At 71.1% G+C, this 25,130-nt stretch carries 21 protein-coding genes; 9 read left to right on the top strand and 12 right to left on the bottom strand.

Annotated features, from left to right (window positions below; translation table 11 throughout):
• The first annotated feature begins 47 nt into the window (after window positions 1-47).
• The 4 genes from H4281_RS25135 to H4281_RS25150 all read left to right on the top strand — a co-directional run bounded on the left by H4281_RS25135 (window position 48) and on the right by H4281_RS25150 (window position 4,240).
• Window positions 48-899, top strand: a complete 852-nt coding sequence (locus H4281_RS25135) for a ParA family protein (RefSeq protein WP_182893384.1) — start codon at window positions 48-50, stop codon at window positions 897-899.
• Between the two features lie 3 nt (window positions 900-902).
• Window positions 903-1,721 (top strand): DNA-formamidopyrimidine glycosylase family protein, encoded by an 819-nt coding sequence (locus H4281_RS25140; protein WP_182893385.1) that lies wholly within the window; start codon window positions 903-905, stop codon window positions 1,719-1,721.
• A gap of 367 nt (window positions 1,722-2,088) precedes the next feature.
• Complete coding sequence (locus tag H4281_RS25145; protein WP_182893386.1) at window positions 2,089-2,661, top strand: GNAT family N-acetyltransferase; 573 nt, start codon at window positions 2,089-2,091, stop codon at window positions 2,659-2,661.
• A gap of 553 nt (window positions 2,662-3,214) precedes the next feature.
• Window positions 3,215-4,240 (top strand): quinone-dependent dihydroorotate dehydrogenase, encoded by a 1,026-nt coding sequence (locus tag H4281_RS25150; protein ID WP_182893490.1) that lies wholly within the window; start codon window positions 3,215-3,217, stop codon window positions 4,238-4,240.
• A 137-nt stretch (window positions 4,241-4,377) separates the two neighbouring features.
• Here the strand turns inward: H4281_RS25150 and H4281_RS25155 are convergent, their stop codons facing one another.
• The 9 genes from H4281_RS25155 to H4281_RS25195 all read right to left on the bottom strand — a co-directional run bounded on the left by H4281_RS25155 (window position 4,378) and on the right by H4281_RS25195 (window position 17,934).
• Window positions 4,378-5,685 (bottom strand): allophanate hydrolase-related protein, encoded by a 1,308-nt coding sequence (locus H4281_RS25155; RefSeq protein ID WP_182893387.1) that lies wholly within the window; start codon window positions 5,683-5,685, stop codon window positions 4,378-4,380.
• Window positions 5,686-6,162: 477 nt separating this feature from the next.
• Entirely contained in the window at window positions 6,163-7,146 is a 984-nt protein-coding gene (pspM, locus tag H4281_RS25160) for a phage shock envelope stress response protein PspM (protein WP_182893388.1), read from the bottom strand.
• A 35-nt stretch (window positions 7,147-7,181) separates the two neighbouring features.
• Window positions 7,182-8,030: a PspA/IM30 family protein gene (locus tag H4281_RS25165; RefSeq protein WP_182893389.1), complete on the bottom strand. Its 849-nt coding sequence runs from the start codon at window positions 8,028-8,030 to the stop codon at window positions 7,182-7,184.
• A gap of 253 nt (window positions 8,031-8,283) precedes the next feature.
• The gene (locus H4281_RS25170) at window positions 8,284-8,733 is read right to left on the bottom strand and encodes a helix-turn-helix domain-containing protein (RefSeq protein WP_182893390.1); all 450 of its coding nucleotides are present in this window, start codon (window positions 8,731-8,733) and stop codon (window positions 8,284-8,286) included.
• Window positions 8,734-8,833: 100 nt separating this feature from the next.
• Window positions 8,834-9,298, bottom strand: a complete 465-nt coding sequence (locus H4281_RS25175) for a CinA family protein (protein ID WP_182893391.1) — start codon at window positions 9,296-9,298, stop codon at window positions 8,834-8,836.
• Window positions 9,298-9,945 carry a CDP-diacylglycerol--glycerol-3-phosphate 3-phosphatidyltransferase gene (gene pgsA, locus H4281_RS25180; protein ID WP_182893392.1) on the bottom strand — a complete coding sequence of 216 codons (648 nt, stop codon included), beginning with the start codon at window positions 9,943-9,945 and terminating at the stop codon, window positions 9,298-9,300. The genes H4281_RS25175 and pgsA overlap by 1 nt, the downstream gene beginning before the upstream one ends.
• Window positions 9,942-11,390 carry a 30S ribosomal protein S12 methylthiotransferase RimO gene (rimO, locus tag H4281_RS25185; protein ID WP_182893393.1) on the bottom strand — a complete coding sequence of 483 codons (1,449 nt, stop codon included), beginning with the start codon at window positions 11,388-11,390 and terminating at the stop codon, window positions 9,942-9,944. Before rimO ends, pgsA begins: the two co-directional genes overlap by 4 nt.
• A 161-nt stretch (window positions 11,391-11,551) precedes the next feature.
• The gene (locus tag H4281_RS46310; protein ID WP_182893394.1) at window positions 11,552-15,766 is read right to left on the bottom strand and encodes an AAA family ATPase; all 4,215 of its coding nucleotides are present in this window, start codon (window positions 15,764-15,766) and stop codon (window positions 11,552-11,554) included.
• 119 nt (window positions 15,767-15,885) lie between these two features.
• The gene (locus H4281_RS25195) at window positions 15,886-17,934 is read right to left on the bottom strand and encodes an acyltransferase family protein (protein WP_182893395.1); all 2,049 of its coding nucleotides are present in this window, start codon (window positions 17,932-17,934) and stop codon (window positions 15,886-15,888) included.
• Window positions 17,935-18,239: 305 nt separating this feature from the next.
• Here H4281_RS25195 and H4281_RS25200 point away from each other — a divergent pair, with 305 nt between their 5' ends.
• The gene (locus tag H4281_RS25200) at window positions 18,240-18,758 is read left to right on the top strand and encodes an amino-acid N-acetyltransferase (protein WP_182893396.1); all 519 of its coding nucleotides are present in this window, start codon (window positions 18,240-18,242) and stop codon (window positions 18,756-18,758) included.
• 4 nt (window positions 18,759-18,762) lie between these two features.
• On the opposite strand, the gene H4281_RS25205 is transcribed toward H4281_RS25200, so the two are convergent.
• From H4281_RS25205 to H4281_RS25215, 3 genes are all read right to left on the bottom strand, one after another.
• Window positions 18,763-19,170, bottom strand: coding sequence for a hypothetical protein (locus H4281_RS25205; protein WP_237600553.1), 408 nt, complete (start codon window positions 19,168-19,170; stop codon window positions 18,763-18,765).
• A 44-nt stretch (window positions 19,171-19,214) separates the two neighbouring features.
• Window positions 19,215-21,767: a DNA translocase FtsK gene (locus H4281_RS25210; RefSeq protein ID WP_182893398.1), complete on the bottom strand. Its 2,553-nt coding sequence runs from the start codon at window positions 21,765-21,767 to the stop codon at window positions 19,215-19,217.
• Window positions 21,768-21,841: 74 nt separating this feature from the next.
• Entirely contained in the window at window positions 21,842-22,333 is a 492-nt protein-coding gene (locus H4281_RS25215; RefSeq protein WP_182893399.1) for a hypothetical protein, read from the bottom strand.
• Window positions 22,334-22,447: 114 nt separating this feature from the next.
• On the opposite strand from H4281_RS25215, the gene H4281_RS25220 reads away from it, so the two are divergent.
• The 4 genes from H4281_RS25220 to H4281_RS46315 all read left to right on the top strand — a co-directional run bounded on the left by H4281_RS25220 (window position 22,448) and on the right by H4281_RS46315 (window position 25,129).
• On the top strand, window positions 22,448-23,257 hold the full coding sequence (locus H4281_RS25220; protein ID WP_182893400.1) for a lysophospholipid acyltransferase family protein: 810 nt from the start codon (window positions 22,448-22,450) through the stop codon (window positions 23,255-23,257).
• A 47-nt stretch (window positions 23,258-23,304) separates the two neighbouring features.
• Window positions 23,305-23,919: an NAD(P)H:quinone oxidoreductase gene (gene wrbA, locus H4281_RS25225; RefSeq protein ID WP_182893401.1), complete on the top strand. Its 615-nt coding sequence runs from the start codon at window positions 23,305-23,307 to the stop codon at window positions 23,917-23,919.
• 41 nt (window positions 23,920-23,960) lie between these two features.
• A complete protein-coding gene (locus H4281_RS25230) occupies window positions 23,961-24,905 on the top strand; it encodes an EamA family transporter (RefSeq protein WP_182893402.1) in 945 nt (314 codons plus the stop codon).
• A gap of 101 nt (window positions 24,906-25,006) precedes the next feature.
• The gene (locus H4281_RS46315) at window positions 25,007-25,129 is read left to right on the top strand and encodes a hypothetical protein (RefSeq protein WP_255751369.1); all 123 of its coding nucleotides are present in this window, start codon (window positions 25,007-25,009) and stop codon (window positions 25,127-25,129) included.
• Window position 25,130: the final 1 nt, after the last annotated feature.

The raw sequence follows: 25,130 nt of genomic DNA on the forward strand, positions 1-25,130 counted from the left end.
CACCTTCCGGGCTACCGCCCCGGCGCGCGGCCCGTAGGCTGTGTCGAGTGCACACGGTCGCCGTTCTCAGCCTCAAGGGTGGTGTCGGCAAAACGACGGTCGCGCTCGGTATCGCGTCGGCCGCGCTGCGTAGGGGAACTCGCACGCTCGTAGCCGACCTCGACCCGCAGGGCAACGCCACCACCTCGCTCGACCCGCCGTTCACCGACGCGACGCTCGCCGACGTGCTCGAGACGCCCGCGCGGGCAGTCCTCGAACGCGCGATCGCGCCCAGCGTCTGGAGCGAGGAGATCGACGTGCTGGTCGGCGCCGAGGAGCTGGAGTCGCTCAACGAACCCGACTCCGACGGCCGCCGCCTGGAAAACCTTTCCCGCGCGCTCGACGAACTCCACCAGCACCCGTTGCGCGAGGACCCGTACGAGCTGGCGATCATCGACTGCCCGCCGTCGCTCGGCCGGCTCACCAAATCGGCGCTCGTGGCGGCCGACAGCGCGCTCATTGTGACTGAACCCACAATGTACGCGGTAGCCGGCGCCCAGCGCGCGCTCGAAGCGATCGAACGGATCCGCGAGGACAGCAATCCGTCGCTGCGGCCGATCGGCGTGCTCGTGAACAAGCTGCGCGTGCGGTCGTACGAGCACCAGTTCCGGGTCTCGGAGCTGCGCGAGAACTTCGGTTCGCTGGTGATGCCGACCGCGATCCCGGACCGGCTCGCGGTGCAGCAGGCACAGGGCGCGTGCAGCCCGATCCACGAATGGCATTCCCCTGGCGCACAAGAGATCGCGCTGACCTTCAACATGGTCCTCGCCAAGATCCTGCGCTCCAACCGCGCCGGACGGCACCGCGTGCGCGCCGAGGAGGAAGCGGTGCAGGCGGAAGTGTCGGAAACCGCGGGCTGAACCGTGCCCGAGGGCGATACCGTATTCCTGGCCGGAAAGCTGCTCGACCGCGCGCTCGCCGGGAAAACGTTGGTGCGCGGCGAGTTCCGGCATCCCGGACTGGCCACTGCGGACCTCGCGGGCCGCGAGGTGCACGGGGTCGGCACCGTCGGGAAGCACCTCTTCACGCGCTTCTCCGGCGACCTGACGCTGCACAGCCACCTGCGCATGGACGGCTCGTGGAAGATCCAGCCCGCGGGCGCGAAATGGGCGATGCCCGCCCATCACGCGCGCGTCGTGCTGATGACCGAGGACGTCCAGGCGATCGGTTTCCGGTTGCACGACCTGAAATTGCTGCCCACCGCCGAGGAGCACACCCTCGTCGACCACCTCGGCCCGGACCTGCTCGATCCACAGTGGACGGACGAGCACGCCGCGCTGGCCGCCGCCAACCTCGCCGCGAAACCGGACCGCGAACTCGGCGACGCACTGCTCGACCAACGGGTCATGGCCGGCGTCGGCAACCTGTACAAGTGCGAGATCTCTTTCCTGCTAGGGGTTTCCCCGTGGACCCCAGTGTCCGAAGTGGACCCCGCACGGGCAGTGGCGCTCGCCCGGAAGCTGCTGGTCGCCAACGCGTGGCGGCACGAACAGGCCACCACCGGCGACCTCCGCCGCGGCCGCCGCACCTGGGTCTACGAACGCACCCGCCAGGGCTGCTTCCGCTGCGGCGGCCCGCTCCTGGTGCGCCAGCAGGGCGACGGCCAGTACCGGCGCCCGACCTGGTGCTGCCCGCGCTGCCAGCCCGGCCCCGTCCCGGCCGACGGACCGCCGCGCAAATGATGTTGCCGTACCGAGAGGTTCGCGGTTAGCGTGGCAGTACACGAGAGAGGAGGTGGTCCTAAGTTGTATTCACACAGGACTCGTGAGGTGGCTGTCCGCTAGCGGATGGCACGTGCAGGGACTTTGAGCAGCGATGCAACAAGAGCCACCTTCGGCTCATCGCCTGCTTCACGTGCTGCCTGCTGACGAATACCAGGCAGTCACCGGGTTCCCGGGGTTCTCGAGCACCGGTCCGGCTCGAGCCTGGACGCTGACGGCGTCCAGGAGGCGCCCCGGGAATTTCCATGTCCGCTCGCGGTGTCCTTTCCGCGCCGGGCGATCACCGCGGCGGTACCTCCGGACCCGCGGAAGTGGCTAGGCTGGGAGGATGCTCAGGCCGGACTATCCGATCAGCACCGAACGCCTGCTCCTCCGCCCGTTCCGGGACGACGATCTCGATGCCCTGAACTCGTTCCAGTCCCGCGCGGACGTCGTCCGCTACCTGTACTGGGGACCGCGCAGCCGAGCGGAATCCGCGGCCGCGCTCGCGAAGCGCGTGCACAGCGCGACCCTGTCGGAGGAAGGCCAGTTCCTCGCCGTCGCCGTGGAACTCGCCGAAACCGGGCAGCTCATCGGCGATCTCAACCTCGAATACCTCAGCGCCGAACACCGCCAAGGCGAGATCGGCTTCGTGTTCCACCCCGACCACCACGGAAAAGGCCTCGCGCTGGAAGCAACGCGCGAAGTACTGCGCCTCGGCTTCGAAGACCTGGGCCTGCACCGCATCATCGGCCGCTGCGACGGCCGCAACACCGCGTCGGCGTCGCTGATGGAACGGCTGGGCATGCGCCAGGAAGCGCGCCTGCGGGAAAACGAGATCGTCAAGGGCGAATGGACCGACGAACTGGTCTACGCCATGTTGGAAGACGAGTGGAAATCCGGAGCCGCGAGGAGAAACTGACCCCTCGCGCCGGTCCTCGCACCCGTCCGCCCGCTGCTGGCTCAGCGGCATGCCAGGTGCCGCCGGTCGTGAGGGGCCCCTTCACGGACTTGGATTCCCTCAAGGAGCCCTTCACGGACCGCCTCCGCCCACCGTCACCGGGATGCCCCAATGCGGCATTGGGTGCGCGGGATGCACCCAATGCCGCATTCGGTGCGTCAGACGCACCCAATGTGGCATTGGGGCGCTAGCCCCGCCCGCCTACGAACCGCAGCCAACGCACCCAGCCGCGGACGCACCCAACCGCTGCCGGTGCACCCAACCGATCCCAGCACCCACACCGCCCCCAACCCCGATCCGAAGCCTCCCTGCGGCCTGGGGGTGCTTGTCAAGGCATCTTTCCCGCCTTGACAAGCACCCCCAGGCCGTCAGCACAATCAACCTTCGGGGTGGGGCCCCACCCCGAGCGCAATGTCGCCGCCAGGCGACGAGCCGAACCCCAGACAGCGACCCAAACCACACCAACCCGAGCCACCCCAAGCCGGACCAGCAGCGATACGGCAGCATGGACGACGTGCTCTTCGACAGGATCGTCCGCCCAGCGATGTACCGGCTCGCCTACCACGACCCCGAGGCAGTCCACGAACGCACCGTCGCCCTCCTGAGCCGAGCCGGACGAACCCTCCGCCCGATCTCGAAGCTGTACCGCACCGCCGACCCCACCACCGTCCTCGGCCTGACTTTCCCCAACAAAATCGGCCTGGCCGCGGGCATGGACAAGAACGGCCGCGCCCTCCACGCCTGGCCCGCCCTGGGCTTCGGCTTCGTCGAAGTAGGCACGGTCACCCGCCACCCCCAGCCGGGCAACCCCAAACCCCGCCTCTACAGCCTCCCGGCCAGCGACGCGGTCATCAACCGCATGGGCTTCAACAACGACGGGGCCCAGGCCCTCGCCGACCGGCTGGCCGCCCACGGCAAACCCGCGGTCCCGCTGGGGATCAGCATCGGCAAGTCCAAGGTGACGCCGCTGGACGAGGCTGTCGAGGACTACCGCTTCTCGCTGCGCGCCCTGCACCCCTTCGCGGACTACTTCGCGATCAACGTCAGCTCCCCCAACACCCCGGGTCTCCGTGCGCTGCAAGACAAAGCCGCGCTCGCCGAACTGCTCGCCGAACTCCGCAAGACCGGTACCGAACTGGGCGGCGACACTCCCCTGCTGGTGAAGGTCGCCCCCGATCTCACCGACGACGCGCTCGCCGAACTCCTCGAAGTCTGCCTTGAGCACGGCGTCGCCGGAATCATCGCGACCAACACGACCCTCTCCCGCGAAGGCATCGTCCCGGCCGAAGCCGCACTGGCCGCCGAAACCGGCGGGCTGTCCGGCCGCCCGCTGACCGCGCGCTCGGCCGAAGTCGTCCGCTTCGTCCACGAGAAGACCGAAGGCAAGCTGCCGATCATCGGCGTCGGCGGCATCCTCGGCCCGGACGACGCCCGCCGCATGCTCGACGCCGGAGCCAGCCTCGTGCAGATCTACACCGGCTTCGCCCTGCACGGACCCGGACTCGTCCGCCGCGTCGGCCGGGGGCTCGCCGCCCGGTAGCCCCCAGACACCGGCGCCAAGCCCGAGTCCGCCCACGAAGACTCGGGCCCGCCCACCGCATCGGGCGGACCCGCCTCCGGCGCCGGACGAGCCAGCCTCGGCAGCTCAGTCCGGGCGCCGAAAGCGACCGCCCGACCTCAGCCGGGCAACCGCGGTCCTCCGGTGCTGACGAACCGCAGGTACCCCCGCCAAGACGCGTACCGGTCCAGACCTTCCCCGCCCACCGCGGCCGCTGGTTCGCACAGCACCGCGAGCGGCGAGGTCCCGTCCTCCAGCTCGACCCGGCCGAGCACGAACGGCGCGGCCAAACCCGAAGCGAACCGGCCGAACGCCGCGGGAGACAGCCGCCAGCGCTCGCCGTCCACGCCCGCCGAACCGGAGACCACCCCGGGCTGCGGCGGCGCGACTCCGTCGAGCAGCACCATCCGGTAGCGCTCAGCGGTCCGGACCAGACCACCGAACCGGGCACCGTGCAGCTCGTCGTGCAACGGCTGGCCGCACAGATGCGCGCCGAACACCACGACGTCGACGCTCTCGCACGGATACGGATCCGGCGACTGCTCACCCGTCAGCACCGAAGCCAGGTCGACCCCGATCTGGTCCTCGAACGCCCTTGTCACCACCGTGATCCCGTACGGCCGCCGGTCCCCAGACACGGTGACCGCGGCGAGATCCAAGGCGTTCAGAGTCGCGTCCAGGACGCCGACGGTCGGCAGGAGAACCGCGTCCAGATCCGCCAGCAGCGAGCGCGCCGCAAGGACATCCCCGGCTCCGTGAAGCGCGCTGACGTCCACGGGGACCAACACGGCACCGGAAGCCTCCAGAGACGCCGCGGCGACGTCGAAGGCCCTTCTCGCGGGCAGCGGGAGGCTGGCTTCGGCGGGAATGCCGAGGCGCGGGTGCTGTCCGGCAGCGAGCCGGACGTCGGCGGGCCATTCGCGGACCGCCGGGTCCAGACCATCGGGGCCGAGCATCGCCGCGACGGCGCGCTGGGCGGTCGCGAGGCGGTGCGTGGACACCGAAACGGCCGTCCCGGGGATGAGCCCGGGCGTCGGTTTGACGGTCAGCACCCCGGGCGGGGCGGCGATCTCGCGGGCAGTGGAATTCAGTGCCAGGTCGACGATCTCGAGTCCGACGACCGCGTTTTCCGGGTCCTCGGCCGTGGTTCCGAGGACCACCGCGCCGGCTTCGGTCAGCCGCGCGATCGCGGGCGGACTGTCGCAGTCGGCCGCGCAGACGATTCCGGCGAGCGGCAGGTCTTCTCCGGCGTGGACGCGTTCGTCGACGGTTTTCGCTTCGACGAGCACTTCCTCCATGGTCCGCACCGAAGCCCAGAGTCCGGGGCGGTCGGCTTTCGCGAGCCGCTCGAACGCGGTGCGGACCCGCTCGTGCGAGCTGGGCGGAGGGACGGGAACAGGATCAGGTTCCGGCGGGAGCGTAGTCACGAGGGCGTCCTTTCCTCGGCGGGATCGGAGGAGTCCACTGTGTACGTCCGGCGCCGCGAACCTCAGCCCGCGACGCCGGGCCTGGCGGGTGCCAACACCGACCTCATGGGAAAAACGTTAAACCGCAGACGTTTCCGTCACCAGCAGGATCGGATTACGCGATTGTTGCGGTGTGCGGAGGAAACTCACGCACCGTCGCGGCTGCACTGTCCGGTTGCGCCGACCGGAATCCCAAACTCGGCCATCAGGACGGCGTTCCCGCCCGGCCGCTGCGATTCCCGGAGTCGTCGCGAAGCCGCGGGCCCGGACCACATTCACCCCCGGATCGGGCGTTTCGCGGCGGATTACCCGGCCGCGAGCCCGGGAACGGGGCTGGACCAGCAGGTCAGCCAAGATCCTTCAACGACGGCGACCCGGTCGGCCACCGCTTCCCGGAGGCACCGCGAACTCGCGCACGGCCGCGGTCAGCGGTCCGGATCAGCCGAGGTCCTTCAGCGCCAGCGCCAACCCGGCGAGCCGGTCCGTCGCGTCCGTGAGCGCCTCCCGCGAAGTGACCATCCCGTCGCTGCTCGCCGCCACCGCGCGACCGGCCGCGGCGACCAGACCGCCGTAGCCTTCGATGCCGTCGTCGAGTTGTTCGCGCAGTTTCGCGATCGCGGCCTGCAGCGCCGAACGTTCGCGTTCCGGCGCGGAATTGCGGCCCCGTTCGATCGCCTGGATCCGGTCGGCCAGGCCGCGCAGCGCACGGGCGGCCTCGTCGGCCGTCGCGCGGGCGTCGGCGACCGAAACCCCGGGAACCGCCGTGGTGCCCAGCGACGTCGGGACCGAAAGCTGTTTCAGGAGCTCGCGCAGCGAAGCTTCCGACTCGGCCAGCCGCTCCATCGGCTCGCGCGCGGCCGATCCGGCGGCGGGCAGCGGCGGCGGACCGCTGGGCGCGGCGGGAAGTTCGACCTTCTTCAGCTCTCGCAACCGCATTCCGGTGCGGACGCTGAACGTGCCGAACACCAGCGTCGCGAAACCGGAGAACACCGCCTGCCCGATCTCCGGGCCGGCGACCGCTCCGCCGAGCAGGCCGGTGGCGGTGAGCACGGTGAGGACCCCGAACAGGATCGTCACCAGCACCCACAAGGTCAGCACGCGCGAGGTGCGGCGGATCCGGCGCTGGTGCTTCGCGCTCGGCTCGTTCCAGCGCTGCCATTTCGCGCGGACCTCGGCCACCGCGGGGACCTGACCGGCCACCGCGGAAAAGGCGGCCGGGGCCGACGGGCGGCGCGGCACCGGCGGCGGGGAAACCGGACCGCGCGGGGCCCGGCTGTTCTGCTGCGGCTTCCCGCCCGCCTCGTCGGCGGGCGGGAAGTACCGCTGCAGTTTTTCCTGGGCGCGCTGGGCGTAGTCGGGCAACCGCTCGATGTGCTTCTCGAGCTTGGCGTTGAACTCGCTGAAGTCCCGCCGCTTGGTCATCCGTCTCGCCCCCTGCGCCGCTCGTGCCCGGCCGGTCAGGCCGGGTTCTTGCCCTGTTCCGCCTGCACGCGGGCCTGGATCTCCCGCTGGATGTCGCCCGAGGCGGCGGCGGGCTTGGCCGCGGCCGCGCCCGCACCGCCGTCGGTGACCTGGGCGACCGAGTCGCCGCGCATCGACGCGCGGATCTGCTCGAGCCGCGAGTGGCCCGCCATCTGGGTGGCCGACTCCTGGACCTCCATCATGCGGCCCTGCACCGAGTTCTGCGCCAGCTCCGCCGAGCCCAGCGCGGTGGTGTAGCGCTTCTCGATCTTGTCCCGGACCTCTTCCAGCGACGGCGTGTTGCCCGGCGCGGCCAGCTGGCTCATCTGGTTCAGCGACGCGGAGACCTGCTCCTGCATCTTCGCCTGCTCCAGCTGCGAGAGCAGCTTGGTGCGCTCGGCCAGCTTCTGCTGCAGCATCGTCGCGTTGCGCTCGACGGCCTGCTTGGCCTGCGTCGCCGCCTGCAGCGACTGGTCGTGCAGCGTCTTGAGGTCTTCGATGCTCTGCTCGGCGGTGACCAGCTGCGCGGCAAAGCTCTCCGCCGCGGTCTCGAACTGGGTCGCCTTCGCCTCGTCGCCCTTGCCGCGGGCCTCGTCGGCCAGCACCAGCGCCTGGCGCGTCGAGGCCTGCAGCTTCTCGACCTCGCCGAGCTGGCGGTTGAGCTTCATCTCCAGCTGCCGCTGGTTGCCGATCACGGAGGCGGCCTGCTGCGTCAGCGCCTGGTGGTTGCGCTGCGCCTCCTCGATGGCCTGCTGGATCTGTACCTTCGGGTCGGCGTGCTCGTCGATCTTCGACGAGAACGCCGCCATCATGTACTTCCAGAACTTCACGAACGGGTTGGCCATCTCCTCCGCCTGCCTTCTTGCGTCCCACGGGCCCTGATTGCTTCGGGGCGGGGCGTCGCTCCCCTAGTCGCACAACGTACCGACCCCGGCGTTGGGTTCCATCGTGTCAGGTCGGCCTCCGCCGTTCCAGGCGACCCCGGGGGAATTCAGGGTCAGCCCTGACCGGCGGCCGGGCGCGGCCCGGAGGGGGACCCCGCGCACGCCGACGGCCCCGGGGAGATCCCCGGGGCCGTGCAGCGAAACAGCGCCGGCGTTACGCCGCGATCGTGGAGGCGAGCTTGGGCGCGCCGATCGTGGTCCGCAACGTCGTGTTCATCCGCGGCGCGGGCTGAAGCCGCAGGTCGGAGAGGTCGTCGCCGATCAGCTCCGACACCAGGCGGCCGCCTTCGAACCCGGCCTCGCCCCGGTCGGGCACGGTCTCCCTCGGCGCGGTCTCCACCTCTTCGACCGGTGCGACCTCGACCTTGTCGAGGGCCGACACGTCGGCGGCGACCTTGTGCAGCAGCTCGCCCAGCGGCAGCTCCAGCGCCTCGCAAATGGACGCCAGCAGCTCGCTGGAAGCTTCCTTCTGGCCGCGCTCGACCTCGGACAGGTAGCCGAGGCTCACCCGGGCGGCGCGGGAGATGTCACGCAGCGTCCGACGCTGGTTGGTGCGGGCATGACGGAGCCGATCACCGATCGCCTCGCGCAACAGCACGGTCATCACGCGCCTCCCTTCCCGAACTGGTGCCTCCTACGTTACCCAGAGCGGTACCCCGAGTGCAGGACTTGACACGTACGTACGCCAAGGGCGAACGCCGTTTTCAGTCTAGTTGTTCCCCGAGCAGCACGAACGCGGCGCGCACCGAGGCCGTCCGGATCGTGTCCCGGTCACCGGTCTCGGCCAGTTCACGCACCGTGCCCACGCCCGGTCCGCTGATCCCGACGTACACCGTTCCCGGGGCCACGCCGTCCTGCGGATCCGGCCCGGCGACACCGGTCAGGCCGAGGCCCCAGGTCGCCCCGCAACGCTCCCGCGCGCCCCTGGCCAGCTGCGCGGCGACGTCGGGGTGCACCGCACCGTGCTCGGCCAGCAACGCTTCGTCGACCCCGGCGAGCGCGGCCTTCAGCTCTGTGGCGTAGACCACCAGGCCGCCGCGCAGCACCGCGCTCGCGCCCGGCACCTGGGCGAGCGTCGCGCAGACGAGACCGGCCGTGAGCGACTCCGCCGCCGCCACGGTTTCCCCCCGGCGGGTGAGGGTCGCGACCAGTTCGCGCGCTTCGGTCATCACGAACCCATCGCGCGCCGGCCGGCGGCGCGCAGCCGGATCGCGCGGACCAGGTAGTCGACGCCGGTGATCACGGTCAGTGCCACCGCGAGGCCCATCAGCGCCCAGCGCACCGGGTCCGCGCCCGCAGGCAGCGGCAGCAGATAGGTCACGATCGCGACGATCTGCGCCATCGTCTTCGCCTTGCCGCCGCGGCTGGCCGGGATCACGCCGTGCCGGATCACCCAGAACCGCAGCAGCGTCACGCCGATCTCGCGCACCGCGATCACGATCGTGACCCACCAGGACAGCTCCCCCAGCGCGCTGAGCCCGATCAGCGCGGCGCCGATGAGCGCCTTGTCCGCGATCGGGTCCGCGATCTTGCCGAAGTCGGTGATGAGCCCGTAGCGGCGGGCGACCCAGCCGTCCACCTGGTCGGTGGCCGAGGCGATGGCGAACAGGCCGGTGGCGATCGCGCGCCAGGTGGTGTCCTCGCCGTGGCCGGTGAACAGCGCGACGACGAACAGCGGGACCAGGACGAGCCGCGAGATGGTGAGCAGGTTCGCCAGGTTCAGCGTCGGGACTGGAGTCGCCTCGGGCAGCTGGGCCCCGCCCTCGGAAGCGGCGCGGGGCACGCCCTCGCCCGCCCCGCTGGGCGCGGCACTCACCGGCCGGCGTCCGGCGCCGGGCGGACGACCAGGTCGACGCCGGCGGAGTCGACGACCTCGCAGCGGACGATGTCGCCCACCGCGAGCGGCTTGGTGTCTTCGTCCTCGAGGATGACGCATTCCCCGTCGACCTCGGGGGCCTGGTGCGCGGCGCGGCCGACCGCGTCGTCGCCGTCCGTGCCGTCGTGCTCGACCAGGACGTCCACGAAGGTGCCGATGCGGTCCTCGGCGCGCTGCGCGGTCAGCTCCTCGACCAGCGCCGAGATGCGCGCGACGCGCTCGGCGACCACGGCCGGGTCGAGCTTGCCCTCGAAGGTCTCGGCCTCGGTGCCGTCCTCGTCGGAGTAGCCGAACACGCCGACCGCGTCGAGCCGGGCCCCGGTGAGGAACCGCTCCAGCTCGGCCAGGTCGTCCTCGGTCTCGCCGGGGAAGCCGACGATCACGTTGGTGCGGATGCCCGCCTCGGGCGAGTACTCGCGGATCTGCTCGGTGAGCGCGAGGAACGAGTCGGTGGAGCCGAACCGGCGCATCCGGCGCAGCACCTGCTCGCTGGAGTGCTGGAAGGACAGGTCGAAGTAGTCCGCGACGCCCGGCGTGGTCGCGATCGCCTTGACCAGCTGCGGCCGCGTTTCGGCGGGCTGCAGGTAGGAGACGCGGACGCGCTCGATGCCGTCGATCTCGGCCAGCCGCGGCAGCAGCAGTTCGAGCGCACGGGTGCCGTCGCGGCCGAAGTCCTTGCCGTACGACGTGGAGTTCTCGCTGACCAGGAACAGTTCCTTCGCGCCGTTCTCGGCGAGCCAGGCCGCCTCGGCGACGATCTCGTCGGGCTGGCGGGACACGAACGACCCGCGGAACGACGGGATCGCGCAGAAGGAGCAGCGGCGGTCGCAGCCGGACGCGATCTTCAGCGCGGCGACCGGGGAATCGTCGAGCCGCGTGCGCAGGACGCGCGGGCCCCAGCCGTGCTGCGCGTGCCCGGGCACCTCGACCTCTGCCGTCGCGGCGGGCCGCTGCACCGGGCTGATCGGCAGCAGTTTGCGCCGGTCGGACGGGGTGTGCGCGGCGATCGCGCGGCCGGCGACCACGTCGTCGAGGCGCGAGGACAGGTCGGCGTAGTGGTCGAAGCCGAGCACGGCGTCGGCCTCGGGCAGGCTGTCGGCGAGTTCGTTGCCGTAGCGCTCGGCCATGCAGCCGACCGCGACGACCTTGCGCCCGGTGTCGGCGGCGGCGAGCAGCGTGTCGACCGAGTCCTTTTTGGCCGATTCGACGAACCCGCACGTGTTGACCACGACGACGTCGGAATCCTCCGGTTCGGCGGCCAGTTCCCAGCCGCCCGCGGCCAGCCGGCCCGCCAGCTCCTCGGAATCGACCTCGTTGCGGGCGCAGCCCAAGGTCACGAGGGAGACACGGCGGGCGCGAGCGGAGTCAGCGGCTGGAGAAGGCACGACGTTCAGGGTAGCCGTCGCCTGCGGACCGCCCCGCGACGGCGTCGCCCAGTGCGGTGAAGCGGCCTCCTCCGGCCGGGCCGCTCCGCCGCCACGACCCGGCTGAGGTGCGCCGGGGCCGGTCGGCCGGGCCGCACCCGGCGCGAGTCCCCGGCGCGGGATCACTCCGCTGTGGACACGTCCGGAACCGTCAGCAGCGTCAGCTCCGCGTCGTCCAGCGCCTCCAGGTCGACGTCGGGCCCGGCCAGCCGCATCGCCTGCGCCCGGATCGCGCGTTCGAGCAGGCCGCGGGCCGAACGGCCGTTGGCGAAACCCGTTCCGCGGTCGAGGCCGGCCATGAAGCCGGGCAGCGCTTCGGCGAGCGCGGCGTCGAGCCGGTAGCCCTGTTTGCCCGCCATGGCGGTGAAGATCGCGGCCAGCTGGTCGTTGTCGTAGTCGGCGAAATGCACCGTCGCGCCGAAGCGGGACCGCAGTCCCGCGTTGGCGTCGAGGAAGCGGTCCATGTCCGCCGGGTAGCCCGCGGCGATCACGATCAGGTCCTCGCGGTGGTTCTCCATCTGCACCAGCAGTTCCGCGACCGCCTCGGCCCCGAAGTCGGCGCCGTTCGAGTAGGTCTGGACCAGGTTGTAGGCCTCGTCGATGAACAGCAGCCCGCCGATCGCCCGTTCGCACACCTCGCGGGTTTTCGGCGCGGTCTGGCCGATGTACTCGCCGACCAGGTCCGGCCGCGCGACCTCGACCAGATGCCCGGACGGCAGCACGCCGAGCTCGCGGTAGAGCTGTCCCATCAAGCGCGCGACGGTCGTCTTCGCCGTGCCGGGGTTGCCGGTGAACACCAGATGCCTGCTGCGCGCCCCGACCGGCAGCCCGGCCTTGCGGCGGCGCGCGTCCAGCCGCGTTTCCGCGACCAGCGCGCGGACCTGCTCCTTCACCCCGTCCAGGCCGATCATGCCGTCGAGTTCGGCGAGCAGGTCGTCCAGTCCGCGGCGCGGTCCGGCGTCGTCGCTGACCGCGACCCCGGCCTCGCCCGGCAGGTCCGCGGCCACCAGGACGGCCAGCTGGTCCGGCGGCGTGTCCGGGGCGGCGGCGAGCCGGCCGGACTGCCCGCTGATCGCGGCTTCCAGCAGTCCGCGCGCGGACCGGCCGTTCGCGAATCCGCGCCCGCGCGGGATGCGGCGGATCGCCTCGGGCAGCGCGGCGGCGAGGTCGGCGGAGAGCTCGTAGCCCTGGCTCTTCGCCATCACGGTGAAAATCCCGGCGAGTTCTTCGTTGGTGTAGTCCGGGAATTCGATCCGGCCGGAGAACCGCGACCGCAGGCCCGGGTTGGACTCGAGGAACTCGTCCATCTGCTTCGGATAGCCCGCGACGAAGACCACCAGGTCGTCGCGGTGGTTCTCCATCTGCACCAGCAGTTCGGTGACGGCTTCCTTGCCGTAGTCGTCGTTGTCGTCGCGCACGAGGTTGTACGCCTCGTCGATGAACAGCACGCCGCCCGCGGCCCGTTCGCACACTTCGCGGGTCTTCGGCGCGGTCTGGCCGGTGAACTCGGCGACGAGATCGCCGCGGCCGACTTCGACGAGGTGCCCGGACGGCAGCACGCCCAGCTCGCGGTAGATCTGCCCGACCAGCCGCGACACGGTCGTCTTCGCGGTGCCCGGATTGCCGGTGAACAGCAGGTGGCGGCTGCGGACGGCGACCTTCATGCCCGCGTCGCGCCGCCGTGCGTCGACGGCCATCTCGTCCACCATGGACCGCACGCGCTGCTTCACCGAGTCGAGCCCGATCATCGCGTCCAGCTCGGCCAGCAGTTCGGGGAGGCTGCGCCGCGGTCCGGAATCGTCCACCGCGCCCACCCCGGATTCGCCGGGCTGCGGCAGGTCGGCGGCGACGAGGGTGACCAGGTCCGCGCCGCCGTCGGTGGTCAACCGGGTGGACTGCTTGCCGATCGCCGCTTCCAGCAGCACGCGCGCGGACCGGCCGTTCGCGAAGCCGCGGCCGCGCGGGATCCGCCGGACCGCCTCGGGCAGCGCCGCGAGCAGGTCCGCGGAAAGCTCGTAGCCCTGGCCCTTCGCCATCGCGCGGAAGATCTGCGCCAGCTCGTCGTTGGAGTAGTCCGGGAATTCGATGGCGCCGGCGAACCGCGAGCGCAGGCCGGAGTTGGACTCCAGGAAGGCGTCCATCTCCTTGGGGTAGCCGGCCGCGAAGACCACCAGGTCCTCGCGATGGTTTTCCATCTGCACCAGCAGTTCCGCGACCGCTTCCCGGCCGAAGTCGTCGTCCTTGTCGTTCACGAGGTTGTACGCCTCGTCGAGGAACAGCACGCCGCCGACGGCCCGCTGGACCGCCGCGCGGGTCTTCAGCGACGTCTGTCCCACGTACTCGCCGACCAGGTCGGTGCGGGTCACCTCGACGACGTGGCCCTTGGGCAGCGCACCGAGCGCTTGGTAGATCTTGCCGAGCAGCCGGGCGACGGTCGTCTTCGCCGTGCCGGGATTTCCGGTCAGCAGCAGGTGGCGGCTGCGCACCGCGACCTTCATGCCCGCTTCCCGGCGCCGCGCGTCGATCGTCATCTCCGACGTCAGCGAACGGACCCGCTCCTTGACCGCGGCGAGGCCGATCATCCCGTCCAGTTCGGCGAGCAGCTCCTCGATCGAGGACCCGCCGCGCTGGCCCGCCGCGGCGACGAGCGGCTCGATGTCCGGGTGGCCGATCTCGATCCGGGTGCCCGGCATCGCGCCCCGGCTGATCGCCTGCCGCGACGCCGCGTCCAGCAGCGCCTCCACCGTGCGGGCACTGGGTTCCTTGGCCAGCGCGGCGAGCCGGTCGCGTACGTCGGCGGGCAGGCCGAACGAGCGTTCCCGGGCGAGGACGTCGAGCAGCGCGGCCGCTTCGGCGGGCCGGTCGAACCGGGGCAGCCGGTACTGCAGCATGTTCTGCACCAGGTCGGGAGCCTCCGTGCTGAGCTGTTCGAGGACCTTCTCAGTGCCGTCCAAGACGATCAAGCGGCAGCTGTCCTGGTCGCGCGCGTAGTTGCGAAGCAGCCGGACGGTGGCCGCGACGTCCTTCTCGAACAGCGCGTCGGCCCGCTCGGCGAGCATGAGCGCGGAGCCGCCGTTCTCGATCTCGTTGATCGTCGCGGGCACCGAACGCTCGAGCGGGTCGTCGCCGTACTCGGCGATCAAGGCGGCGCAGTCGAAGAACTCGGCGTTGTCGAAGCCGACTTCGGCGTCGGTCAGCGACGCCTTCAGCGCCCGGGTGAACCGGCGCTGGCCGGTGTTCGGCTCCCCCACCAGCAGGATGAACGGGTTCGGCTGCTTGGTGCCCGCGGTCATCCGGGCCGCTTCGCGCTTTTCCCATTCGGCGTAGGCCTTCTGCCACTCCTCGTAGGCCTTTTCGTAGCGGGACTGCTCCTTGCGCTGCCACATCCGGTTGCCCGCGGCCAGCAGGTCGAGCGTGACCGACCGGCTGTGCCGCGCCATGTCGCCGAGCACGTTGCTGCCGGAGCCGTCCGACCCCGGCCGCTCCGGTTCGACCGGCGGCGGTTCGCCGGGGCCGTTCGCGGTGCCGTGCCGGGTGGCGTCCGCCCAGGCGACCACCCGGGTGGCGCGCGTGACGAACTCGGCCATCGATTCGGACCCGGCGACGAACATCCCCGCCTGGCCCAGGTTCTCGACCCGGATCTGCGGCGGTTGGGCGGGATTCGGGGCCGGGGCGCTCGCGGGGACCGGCGGCGGCCCCGCGACTGGCTGCGGTCCCGAAGGTGCGGCGGGCGGCTGCGGTCCCGGAGGCGCGGCGGGCGGCTGCGGTCCCGGAGGCGCGGCGGGCGGCGGCTGCGCCGGGACTTGCCCGGACCACGGGCCGCCCTGCGGCTGCGGATAGCCCGGCTGCGGCGGCCGGTAGCCCTGCGGGGCGGGCGGCGGGCCGCCGAATCCGTTCCCTTGCGGCGCGCCGGGTCCGGGATGACCGCCGGGGTTGCCCTGCGGCCCGGGATAGCCCTGCGGCCCCGGATACCCGCCGGGATTGCCTTGCGGCCCGGCGAATCCGCCCGGGTTGCTCCGCGGACCCGGATACGGCTGCCGGGGCCCTCCGCCGGGACCGGGATAGCCCGGCTGCCCGCCCTGGTACTGCTGCGGCGCGCCGTACCCCGGCGCGGGAGTGCCGGGAGAGGGCGGCGGCACGGGACGGGCGGCGCCGCGGTAGCCGGGATCCGCGGGCGGCTGCGTGTACTGCCAGTTCCCGTCCGGCAGCCTCCGCTGCCACGCCTGGCCGGGGACGAGCAGCCAGCCGACGCCGTCCGGGCCGGTCAGCGCGGCCGTCCGGCCCGCCGCCGCCTCCGACTGTGCGGCCTGGAATGCGTCCCACCCTGCGCGCGTCAAAAAGACCAGCTCCCCCTCAGGTGCCCGTGCGGCGAACCCGCCGCCGTCCCATTGTGCCCAACCCGGGACGCTCCGCGACGGCTAGTCGCCGAACTCGTCCGTTCCCGCTTCGCGTGCGGTCACCACCGCAGGGCTTGTTTGAGCTGTTTGACCGCGATCGGCGCGAGTGTCGTGTTGAAGGTCGCGGACGGGTGATTGTCGTCCATGTAGACCAGCACGTTCCCGACGACCGCGCGGCAGCGCTTCTGGTCGCAGTAGTAGTCGGTGAAGTCCAGGAAAGTCACGTTGTCCGGGACGTCGTCGACCTGCTCCCACGACGGCGTCGCGGCCACCGCGGCGGACCGCGGCACCGAGCACGACGGGTCGGCCGGGCTCTTCTGCGCGACGCAGCTGGCCATGTTGAACGTGTAGCGCGGGTTGTCGCGCACGGCCACGACCGGGATGCCCGCTTTGTCCAGCGTGGCCCAGACGTCGGCGAAGCCCTTCGGCGTCGTCTCGTTCGGCCCCGGCTTGGCGTTGATGGTGCCGAGCATGATCACCGCGTCCGGGTGCGTGTCGAGCAGTTCGTCGGTGACCGCCTTGTTCCAGTCGAGGCAGGGCTGGTCGCCCGGCATCAGCTCGGAACCGGACGAGTACGGGCACGCACCCTTCAACATGGTCGAGACCTGCCAGCCGTCGGAGGTCACCGCGGGCCGGAACGACGCGAGGAACTGCTGGATGTGCGAATCCCCGACGAGCACCACCCGCTTCGCCGGCGGGCCTTCCGGGGACTCGGTGCAGATCTGGAGTTCTTTGTTGCGCGGCGAGATCGAGCACTGGTCCGGGGGCGTGCGGGCCCAGTCGTCGGCCAGCTTCACCGTGGGCGGCACGATCGACGGCGACGACGCGCCGCGGTAGACGAAGCCCGGCGCGTGTGCGACCGCGCCCGGGTGGTCCGGGTCGCCGATGGCGATCTCGTAGTTCGCCCGCGCGCTGCTCACGCCCTGCCAGACGCCGCTCGCGACGAGCACCGGGGCCAGCGCGAGCACGCCGAACCGGTAGGCGCCCCACTGTTTCGCGGTGCCGATCTTCGACAGCCGGATCGGGTTCTCGATCAGGTGATAGGTCAGGATCGAGAGCAGGAACGACACGCCGACCACGAACGTGCCGCCCAGCAGGCCGACCGCTACCCGGTCGCGGACGATCAGGTAGAACACCAGCACCGGCCAGTGCCACAGGTACAGCGAGAAGCTGAGGTTGCCGACGTAGCCGAGGAACTTCGAGCTGAGCCAGCGGTCCGCGCCGAGCACACTTTCGGTCTGCCCGGCGACCAGCACCAGTCCCGCGGAAAGGGTCGGCCACAGCGCGATCCAGCCGGGGAACACGCTGTCGACCTCGAGCAGCACGCCGCACAGCACCAGCCCGGCTACGCCGATCCAGCCGAGCACGATGCGCAGCAGCCGCGGCAGCGTGACCTGGTCGAGGAACATCGCCATCAGGCCGCCGAGCGCGAATTCCCACACTCGGGTGAGGCCGTGGAAGTAGGCCAGCGGCTGGTCGGCGGCGGTGAGGTACACCGAATACGCGAGCGAGGCGGCGAACAGGACGATCAGCAGCAGGTTCACCGTGCGCCGCAGCGACCAGCCGAGCCTGCGCACGAGCAGGCCGAGGCCGACGAACAGCAGCGGCCACAGCAGGTAGAACTGGCCCTGGATGGACAGCGACCAGAAGTGCTGCACCAGGCTCGCGCTGTTGTGCTGGGCGAAGTAGTCGACCGAATCGGCCGCGAGCTGCCAGTTCTCGTAGAACAGCGCCGAGGCGACGACCTCGCGGATCGTCTGGAACCAGCGGTCCTGCGGCAGCAGCAGCTGCGAGAGGACCACGACGGTCAGCAGCACGGTCATCGCGGCCGGGAAGAGCCGCTTGATCATCCGGCCCCAGGTGGCGCGCAGCTCGATGCGGCCGCGCAGCAGCGCCCGGTAGAGCTGGCCGGTGATCAGGAACCCGGAGACGAGGAAGAACACGTCGACGCCGCCGGAAATGCGGTCGAACCACACGTGGTAGACGACGACCAGCACCGAGGCCAGCGCCCGCACGCCCTGCAGCTCGGGCCGGAACCGCGCCTGCGCGCTCGGCCCGGCGGGAGGTTTGCCGGGCCGTTCCGGGGCGACCACCGTGGTGCCGGACATGCAGGGTTCCTCCCGAGGGCCGGCAGCGGGCCGGGCCGCCGACTACTGGTCATGTGCGCTCACTAGCTATACGTGACGGCTCGCGGCGTCACGCATCCGGGGTCCCCCGATGGAGCCGCTCGGCCAACGCCCGCGATTCGAGAGGCGACCGAGGCGCGACTGCCGAGGCCGAAGGACCTCCCGGGCCCGAGCCGGCCGTCGCCGGCCCAGCCTGACCGCCGGGAACTTCGCTCCCCGCACGACCGGCAAAGCCCCTGACGGAGCCGCTCGGCGCGGCCGGTCCTCGCGGTCGTTATCTTGACCAGGTGCCCGATTCCCGCTCCCCGTCCGTCCGCCGCGCGCGGATCGCCGACGTCCGCAAGATCAAGGCCCTCGTCGATTCCGACGCGGGCCGCGTGCTCCTGGAAAAAGATCTGGTCACGCTCTACGAGGCGGTGCAGGAGTTCTGGGTCGCGATCGACGAGGAGACGGACGACGAGGACGTGCTGGGCGCCGCCGCGCTGCACGTGCTGTGGGAGGACATCGGCGAACTCCGCACCGTGGTGGTCGACAAGGCGGCGCGCGGCCGCGGGATCGGCCGCGCGCTGGTCGGCAGGCTCGTCGAAGAGGCCCGCGAGCTGGGGCTCAAGCGGCTGTTCGTGCTGACGTTCGAGACGTCGTTCTTCGCCGGGCACGGATTCGTCGAGATCGACGGCGCCCCGGTGTCGCACGAGGTGTACGAGGAGATGCGGCGGTCGCTGGACCCGGGCGTGGCGGAGTTTCTCGACCTGCCTTACGTCAAGCCGAACACGCTCGGGAACTCGCGGATGCTGCTGGAGTTCTGACCGCTCAGGAGAACCGGACCAGGATGTGCTCCCCCGACCCGTCCACCGCGGCGAGCTTCACCGTCGTCCCGGCGAACGTCGTCGCGTCCGGGCCCTGGCGGCCGGTGTGCAACTGCGCGGACGTGTGCTCGCCGCGGCCCGGTTCGGTCAGGACCAGCGCCACGACCGCCTCCCCCGCCACGAAGCATTGCCTGCCCGGCTTGCAGCGCGAATCCGAGACCAGCTGGCGGTAGCGCACGGTCAGGTCCCGGCCCGCGACCTGCACCTCCTGGCCGGGCGTGAGCGCCACGTTCCCGCCCAGCTCAGCGGCAGGCGGTCGCGACGGTGTCTGCGCGACAGCGACCGTGCCGCCCGCGCACCCGGCCAGCGCGGCGGCCGTCCCGATACCCAGTGCGAGCTTCTTGAGGTCCATGCCCAAGGGACGGGACCGGGGTGCCGCCGGGTTGCACGCGCGGCTCAGAAGTCTTCGTCCTCGCCGCCGGCGGGCGAGCCGCCCGCGTCGGAGCCGCCGCGGATCATGAACAGCACCGACTCCAGTTCCTCCGGCTTGATGAGCACGTCGCGAGCCTTCGAGCCCTCCGACGGGCCGACCACGCCGCGGCTTTCCAGCAGGTCCATGAGCCGTCCGGCCTTGGCGAAGCCCACGCGGAGCTTGCGCTGCAGCATCGAGGTCGACCCGAACTGCGACGTGACGATCAGCTCGGCGGCCTGCAACAGGACGTCGAGGTCGTCGCCGATGTCCGGGTCGATTTCCTTCTTCTCGCCGGCCTTGGCGCTCGTGACGCCCTCGTTGTAGTCCGGCTGCGCCTGTTCCTTGGCGAAGTTGACGACCGCGGCGATTTCCTCGTCGCCGACGAACGCGCCCTGGATGCGGACCGGTTTCCCGGCACCCATCGGCAGGTAGAGCGCGTCGCCCATGCCGATCAGCTTCTCCGCGCCCGGCTGGTCGAGGATGACCCGCGAGTCGGTCAGCGACGACGTGGCGAACGCGAGCCGCGAGGGCACGTTCGTCTTGATCAGGCCGGTGACGACGTCGACCGACGGCCGCTGCGTCGCGAGCACCAGGTGGATGCCCGCGGCACGGGCCTTCTGGGTGATCCGCACGATCGCGTCCTCGACGTCGCGCGGGGCGGTCATCATCAGGTCGGCGAGCTCGTCGACGATCGCCATGATGTACGGGTACGGCTGGTACTCGCGTTCGCTGCCCGGCGGCGCGGTGATGTCGCCGGAGCGGACCTTGGCGTTGAAGTCGTCGATGTGGCGGACCCGGTTGGCCTGCATGTCCTGGTAGCGCTGCTCCATCTCCTCCACGAGCCAGGCCAGCGCGGCGGCGGCCTTCTTCGGCTGCGTGATGATGGGCGTGATCAGGTGCGGGATGCCCTCGTACGGCGTCAGCTCGACCATCTTCGGGTCGATCAGGATCATCCGGCACTCGGCGGGCGTCGAACGGGCCAGCAGCGACACCAGCATCGAGTTCACGAAGCTCGACTTGCCGGAACCGGTGGAACCGGCGACCAGCAGGTGCGGCATCTTCGTGAGGTTCGCGGTGACGAACTCGCCCTCGATGTCCTTGCCCAGCCCGATCAGCATCGGGTGGTTGTCCTTGACCGTGGTCGGCGCGCGCAGCACGTCGCCGAGGCGCACCATCTCGCGGTCGGAGTTGGGCACCTCGATGCCGACCGCGGACTTGCCCGGGATCGGCGCGAGGAGGCGGACGTTGTCGGTGGCCACCGCGTAGGCGATGTTCTTGGTCAGCGCGGTGATCTTCTCGACCTTCACGCCCGGGCCGAGCTCGACCTCGTACCGGGTGACCGTCGGGCCGCGGGTGAAGCCGGTGACCTGCGCGTCGACGTTGAACTGGTCGAGGACGCCGGTGATCGCCTCGATCATCTGGTCGTTGGCCTTGCTGCGGGACTTCGGCGCGTCGCCGAGCTTCAGCAGGTCAGGCGGCGGAAGCGCGTAATCGCCCTCGACGGTGCGGGTGACCGACAGCGCGGGTTCCGGAGCCTTCTTCTGCTTCTTCTCCGGCACCTCGGCGGGCGGCGCGACCGGCTTCGGCGGCCGGATCGGCGTGGCGGGCTCGGCGAGCGCGGCGTCGATGTCGAGCTGCTCGCCGTCCTTGTCGGCGCTCGCCTGGCGCCGCCGCGACGGCTTCCGCAACCGGACCGACTTCGGGTCGGCCTCGGGTTCGGGTTCCGGCTCTTCGTCGTGCTGACCGGCCTCGTATTCAGCCAGCTCGTGCTCGTCGAGCCCCCAGGTGCGTAGGCGGTGCGGGATGTCGCGCACCGGCGTGCCGGTGAACACGAGCACGCCGAACAGCAGCGCGAGGATCAGCAGCGGCACCGCGACCCACGTGGTGACGCCCTTGGTGAGCAGCCCGCCGGAGAACGCGCCGAGGATTCCGCCCGCGTACATCCGGCCGTCGTTGGTGTCCGGGAGCGCGGTGAAGATGTGCAGCATCCCGAGCACGGACAGCACGACCAGCACCGTGCCGATGACCATCCGCGGCCGGGTCTCCGGGCTCGGTTCGGACCGCATCAACGCGACCGCGACCACGAGCAGCACCAGCGGCAGCGTCACCGCTCCCGCGCCGAGCACCGTCCGCGTCGCGACCTCGACCCCAGCCCCGATCGGCCCGGCCGCCCGCCACCAGACGCCGACCGCGGCGACGATGGCCAGCGCGATCAGCCCGAGCGCGAGCCCGTCGCGCCGGTGTTCGGCCTCGAGCTCCCGCGTGCGCCCGACCGTGCGGGCCAGCGAACCGACGCCCTTGGCCACGAGGTTCCAGGTGCTGCGCACGCCGCGCCCGAACGCGCCGTTCTTGCGCCGGGGGGCTGGGCGCCGGGTACTGGACGTCCGCGGCCGGGAGCCGCTCCTGCCCCTGGCGGAGCCCTTGGACGACCTGCTCGACGCAGCCGCCCGAGACTTCGCCGGCGTACGCGAACTACGCGCCGGTGCCTTCCCGCCGCTTCCCGCCGTGCTCCGCTTCCTCGTCGCCGACCCAGCCATGCCTCCACGGTAACGGGCGAGGACCGATAGTCACATGTGCCACTCGCAGCGCAGGCGAAACAATCGTCTCCAGATCACAGTCGACGGCGACGATCTACCAGGTCGGCTGCTAAGACCAGCTGGGTGGCCAGCGCACGAGCCGCGTCGGGGGTGAACCAGCCCTCTGCGTAGCTCCCGTCGTCCTCGGAGTCAGTCAGCATGTGCACGCCGACTGACTTGGCCCCGTCCTCTTCATTTGCCCAAGCTCGCGCCGTCACTGACGGCACCGGACGCCCCGCCAGCCGAGGAACTCCGATCACATAGTCAGGACAAGATGTGCAGTTGTGCCGGGCCCCGTAGGTCTGGTCCTCGCACCAATCCGCATGAACGAATATCCGGTTCAGCTCCTCCGACGTGGCATCCGCGAGCTTGGCAAGAGCGGCACGCAACTCGTGGTCCGCCGCACCTGACTCGTCCATCCGGCGGATCTCGGCTCCCAAGTCGCTCCACCGCACCGTCGCGGCCGCACGTACCGGGTCGTAACCGGGCCGCTGAACGAAGTCGGAAACGAATGTCTGGTCAGCCATCAGCACCTCTTTCGAACACGGCCGGGGCGGCCGACGTTATCGCCGTTTCCCCGGTCACCGGGAGAGAGAACCACCCGATCCGGGGCAATCCAGCCGCCGTGAAATGCTCTGCTCATGTTCGCGCTCCAACAGGACGAGGCTCCGCGCCGTGCCCCCGCGATCTGGCGGACGATGCTCAACCTCGACCGAGGGCTGGTGAATCTCGTCGGGCGGCTCACGGTCACCGGGTCGGTGCCGCGGGAGCTGCGAGGCAAGCCGTTGCTCATGGCGGCCAATCACATCGGCGTGTTCGACGCCTTCGTGCTCATGGCGGCGTGCAAGCGGATCGGCATCAACCCTCGTTTCATGCTCGCCGGCGGGATTCTCGACGCGCCGGTGATCGGCCCCGCGCTCAAGGTCAGCGGGCATTTGCGCGTGGACCGGGCCAAAGCGGCGACCGCGGTCGGGCAGTTCGCTGAGGCGGCGGAGGCGTTGCGGACCACGCGCGAGCCGATCGTCGTGTATCCGGAGGGGCGGATCAGCCACGACCCGGGGCTGTGGCCGGAGCGCGGCAAGACCGGCGCGGCGCGGCTCGCGCTCGCGGCGGGCGTGCCGGTGATCCCGATCAGCCAGTGGGGCGCGCACGAAGCCGTCTACTGGGGCACGGAGACCGTGAACGGGCCCGCGGATTTGCTGCCGCTGGCCAAATCCGGGTTGAGCGCGCCGTTGCGGCGGCCTCGGTTCAAGGTGCATTTCGGCGCGCCGGTGGACCTTTCCGACGTCGAGCCGGAGCGGCCGGGCGCGGGCGTTCGCGCGCACGCCAAGATCATGCAGGCCATCACCGACGGCCTGGTCCCCTTGCGCCGCCACGAACCCATCCGGCCGCGCTTCTACGACCCGACCCGGCCGACCGACACGGTCAGTCCCTGGAAGCCGCAGCGCTGAGTCCGGATCGTGGGACGCACCCACCAGCCCGGCTAGGGTCGCCAGGTGTGAGCACCCGCATTCTGGTCGTCTACTACAGCGCCACTGGCAACACCGCCGCCCTCGCCGGCGCGCTCGCCGAAGGGGCGGGCGAAGCCGGTGCGGAGGTGCGCGTCCGCACCGTGGCCGAGACCGCGCCGCCGGAAGCGGTGGCGAGCAATCGGCGGTGGCAGGAGCGGGTTGACACCGGGCCGCATCATGAGCTCGCCACGCTGGCGGATCTGGAGTGGGCGGACGGGCTCGCGTTCGGCACCCCCACCCGGTTCGGCGGGCCCGCGGCACAGCTGAAGTCCTTTGTGGACACCACGGGCGGCCTGTGGGCGCAAGGGAAACTGGCCGACAAGGTGGCGACGTCGTTCACGTCGGCGTCCACCGCGCACGGCGGCCTCGAAGCGACCGTGCTGGCCATCAACAACATCTTCTACCACTGGGGCGCGATCGTCCTCCCCCTCGGCTACGCGGACCCGCACCTGCTGGAGTCCGGCAACCCCTACGGCGGCTCGTTCGTCTCGCGCAAGTCCGCGGCCCCGGACGGCACCGCACTGCAGGCACTGCGGATTCAGGGACGAAGGCTGGCGACGATCACGACACACGTCGCGACAGGCCTGAAAACCGGGGAATAACTCAGTTTCGTTCGGTCGCGCCGCTCCGTAATGTCGCGCGCGTGACCACCGAACTCCCCGTCCTGGAACGGCCCCGGGTCATCCACCGGGGCCGCGGCCTGTCGCTCGTGCTGCTCGCCGCGGTCTTCTTCAGCACGTCCGGCACGCTCGCGAAACCGGTCATGGGCGCGGGCATGACGCCGGAGCAGGTGGCGGTGCTGCGGATCGGGACGGCGGGAGTTCTGCTGCTGATCGGCACCGCGCTCTTCGCACCGCACACGTTGCGCGTCCGGCGCGGGGAATGGCCGATGCTGCTGGCATACGGCGCGCTCGGCGTCGCCGGCACGCAGCTGCTGTATTTCATTGCCGCGCAACGGATCCCGGTCGGCATCGCGATCCTGCTGGAATTCCTGTCGCCGGTGCTGATCGCGTTGTGGGTGCGCGTGGTGCGGAAGAAGCGGCTGCCGCGGATGCTGTGGTTCGGGATGGCGGTCGCGCTGGTCGGACTGGCGCTGGTCGCGCAGGTCTGGCAGGGGCTGCGGCTCGACGTGATCGGGCTGCTGGCCGGGATCGGCGCGGCGCTGTGTTCGGCCGGGTACTTCCTGATCGGCGAGCGCGCGGTCGCCGACCGCGAACCGCTCGGGCTGGTCACCTGGGGCATGGTGATCGGCGGGGTGCTCGTGAGCGTCGCCGCGCCGCCGTGGACGCTGCCGCTGGGCATGGCGGGGCAGACCGTCCCCTTCGGACCGTGGACCCCGCCGCTGTGGCTGCTGCTGCTCGGCCTGGTGGTGCTGTCGACGGCGATCCCTTACGTCGCGGGAATCTCCGCGCTGCGCCACCTGCCCGCCTCGGTGGCGAGCGTTGTCGGGCTGCTCGAACCCGTCACGGCGGCGGCGTTCGCGTGGGCGCTGCTCGGCGAAGCGCTCGCCTGGCCGCAAGCGGTCGGGGCGGCGCTGCTGCTCGGCGGCGCCTACCTGGTCCAACGGCAGACCGCCGAGGTCGCCTGACTCCCTCTCCGGGCGGACGAGGGAACCAACCTCGAGCGGGATGTGTCCTATCCGCGGACCCGCCACACTGGACGGGCCGCACGAGACACCTGGGGGATTTCATGGACAACCGGCCGAGCAGAGCCGAACAGCGCAGAGCCGAACAGCGCAGAGCCCGCAACGCACTCGCCCGCCAGGCAGCGATCGTCGTGATGGCGTTGCTGCTGGCGGGCGCGCGCCGCTGAA

This window comes from Amycolatopsis dendrobii (genome assembly GCF_014145675.1).
Taxonomy (GTDB): domain Bacteria; phylum Actinomycetota; class Actinomycetes; order Mycobacteriales; family Pseudonocardiaceae; genus Amycolatopsis; species Amycolatopsis dendrobii.

What these genes read in the sequence shown, in the direction of transcription:
- H4281_RS25145 (WP_182893386.1), top strand. Translation starts at nt 2,089, where the DNA reads ATGCTCAGGCCGGACTATCCGATCAGCACCGAACGCCTGCTCCTCCGC.
- pspM (WP_182893388.1), bottom strand. Translation starts at nt 7,146, where the DNA reads ATGACCAAGCGGCGGGACTTCAGCGAGTTCAACGCCAAGCTCGAGAAG.
- H4281_RS25165 (WP_182893389.1), bottom strand. Translation starts at nt 8,030, where the DNA reads ATGGCCAACCCGTTCGTGAAGTTCTGGAAGTACATGATGGCGGCGTTC.
- H4281_RS25170 (WP_182893390.1), bottom strand. Translation starts at nt 8,733, where the DNA reads ATGACCGTGCTGTTGCGCGAGGCGATCGGTGATCGGCTCCGTCATGCC.
- H4281_RS25175 (WP_182893391.1), bottom strand. Translation starts at nt 9,298, where the DNA reads ATGACCGAAGCGCGCGAACTGGTCGCGACCCTCACCCGCCGGGGGGAA.
- H4281_RS25195 (WP_182893395.1), bottom strand. Translation starts at nt 17,934, where the DNA reads ATGTCCGGCACCACGGTGGTCGCCCCGGAACGGCCCGGCAAACCTCCC.
- H4281_RS25205 (WP_237600553.1), bottom strand. Translation starts at nt 19,170, where the DNA reads ATGGACCTCAAGAAGCTCGCACTGGGTATCGGGACGGCCGCCGCGCTG.
- H4281_RS25210 (WP_182893398.1), bottom strand. Translation starts at nt 21,767, where the DNA reads ATGGCTGGGTCGGCGACGAGGAAGCGGAGCACGGCGGGAAGCGGCGGG.
- H4281_RS25215 (WP_182893399.1), bottom strand. Translation starts at nt 22,333, where the DNA reads ATGGCTGACCAGACATTCGTTTCCGACTTCGTTCAGCGGCCCGGTTAC.
- H4281_RS25220 (WP_182893400.1), top strand. Translation starts at nt 22,448, where the DNA reads ATGTTCGCGCTCCAACAGGACGAGGCTCCGCGCCGTGCCCCCGCGATC.
- H4281_RS46315 (WP_255751369.1), top strand. Translation starts at nt 25,007, where the DNA reads ATGGACAACCGGCCGAGCAGAGCCGAACAGCGCAGAGCCGAACAGCGC.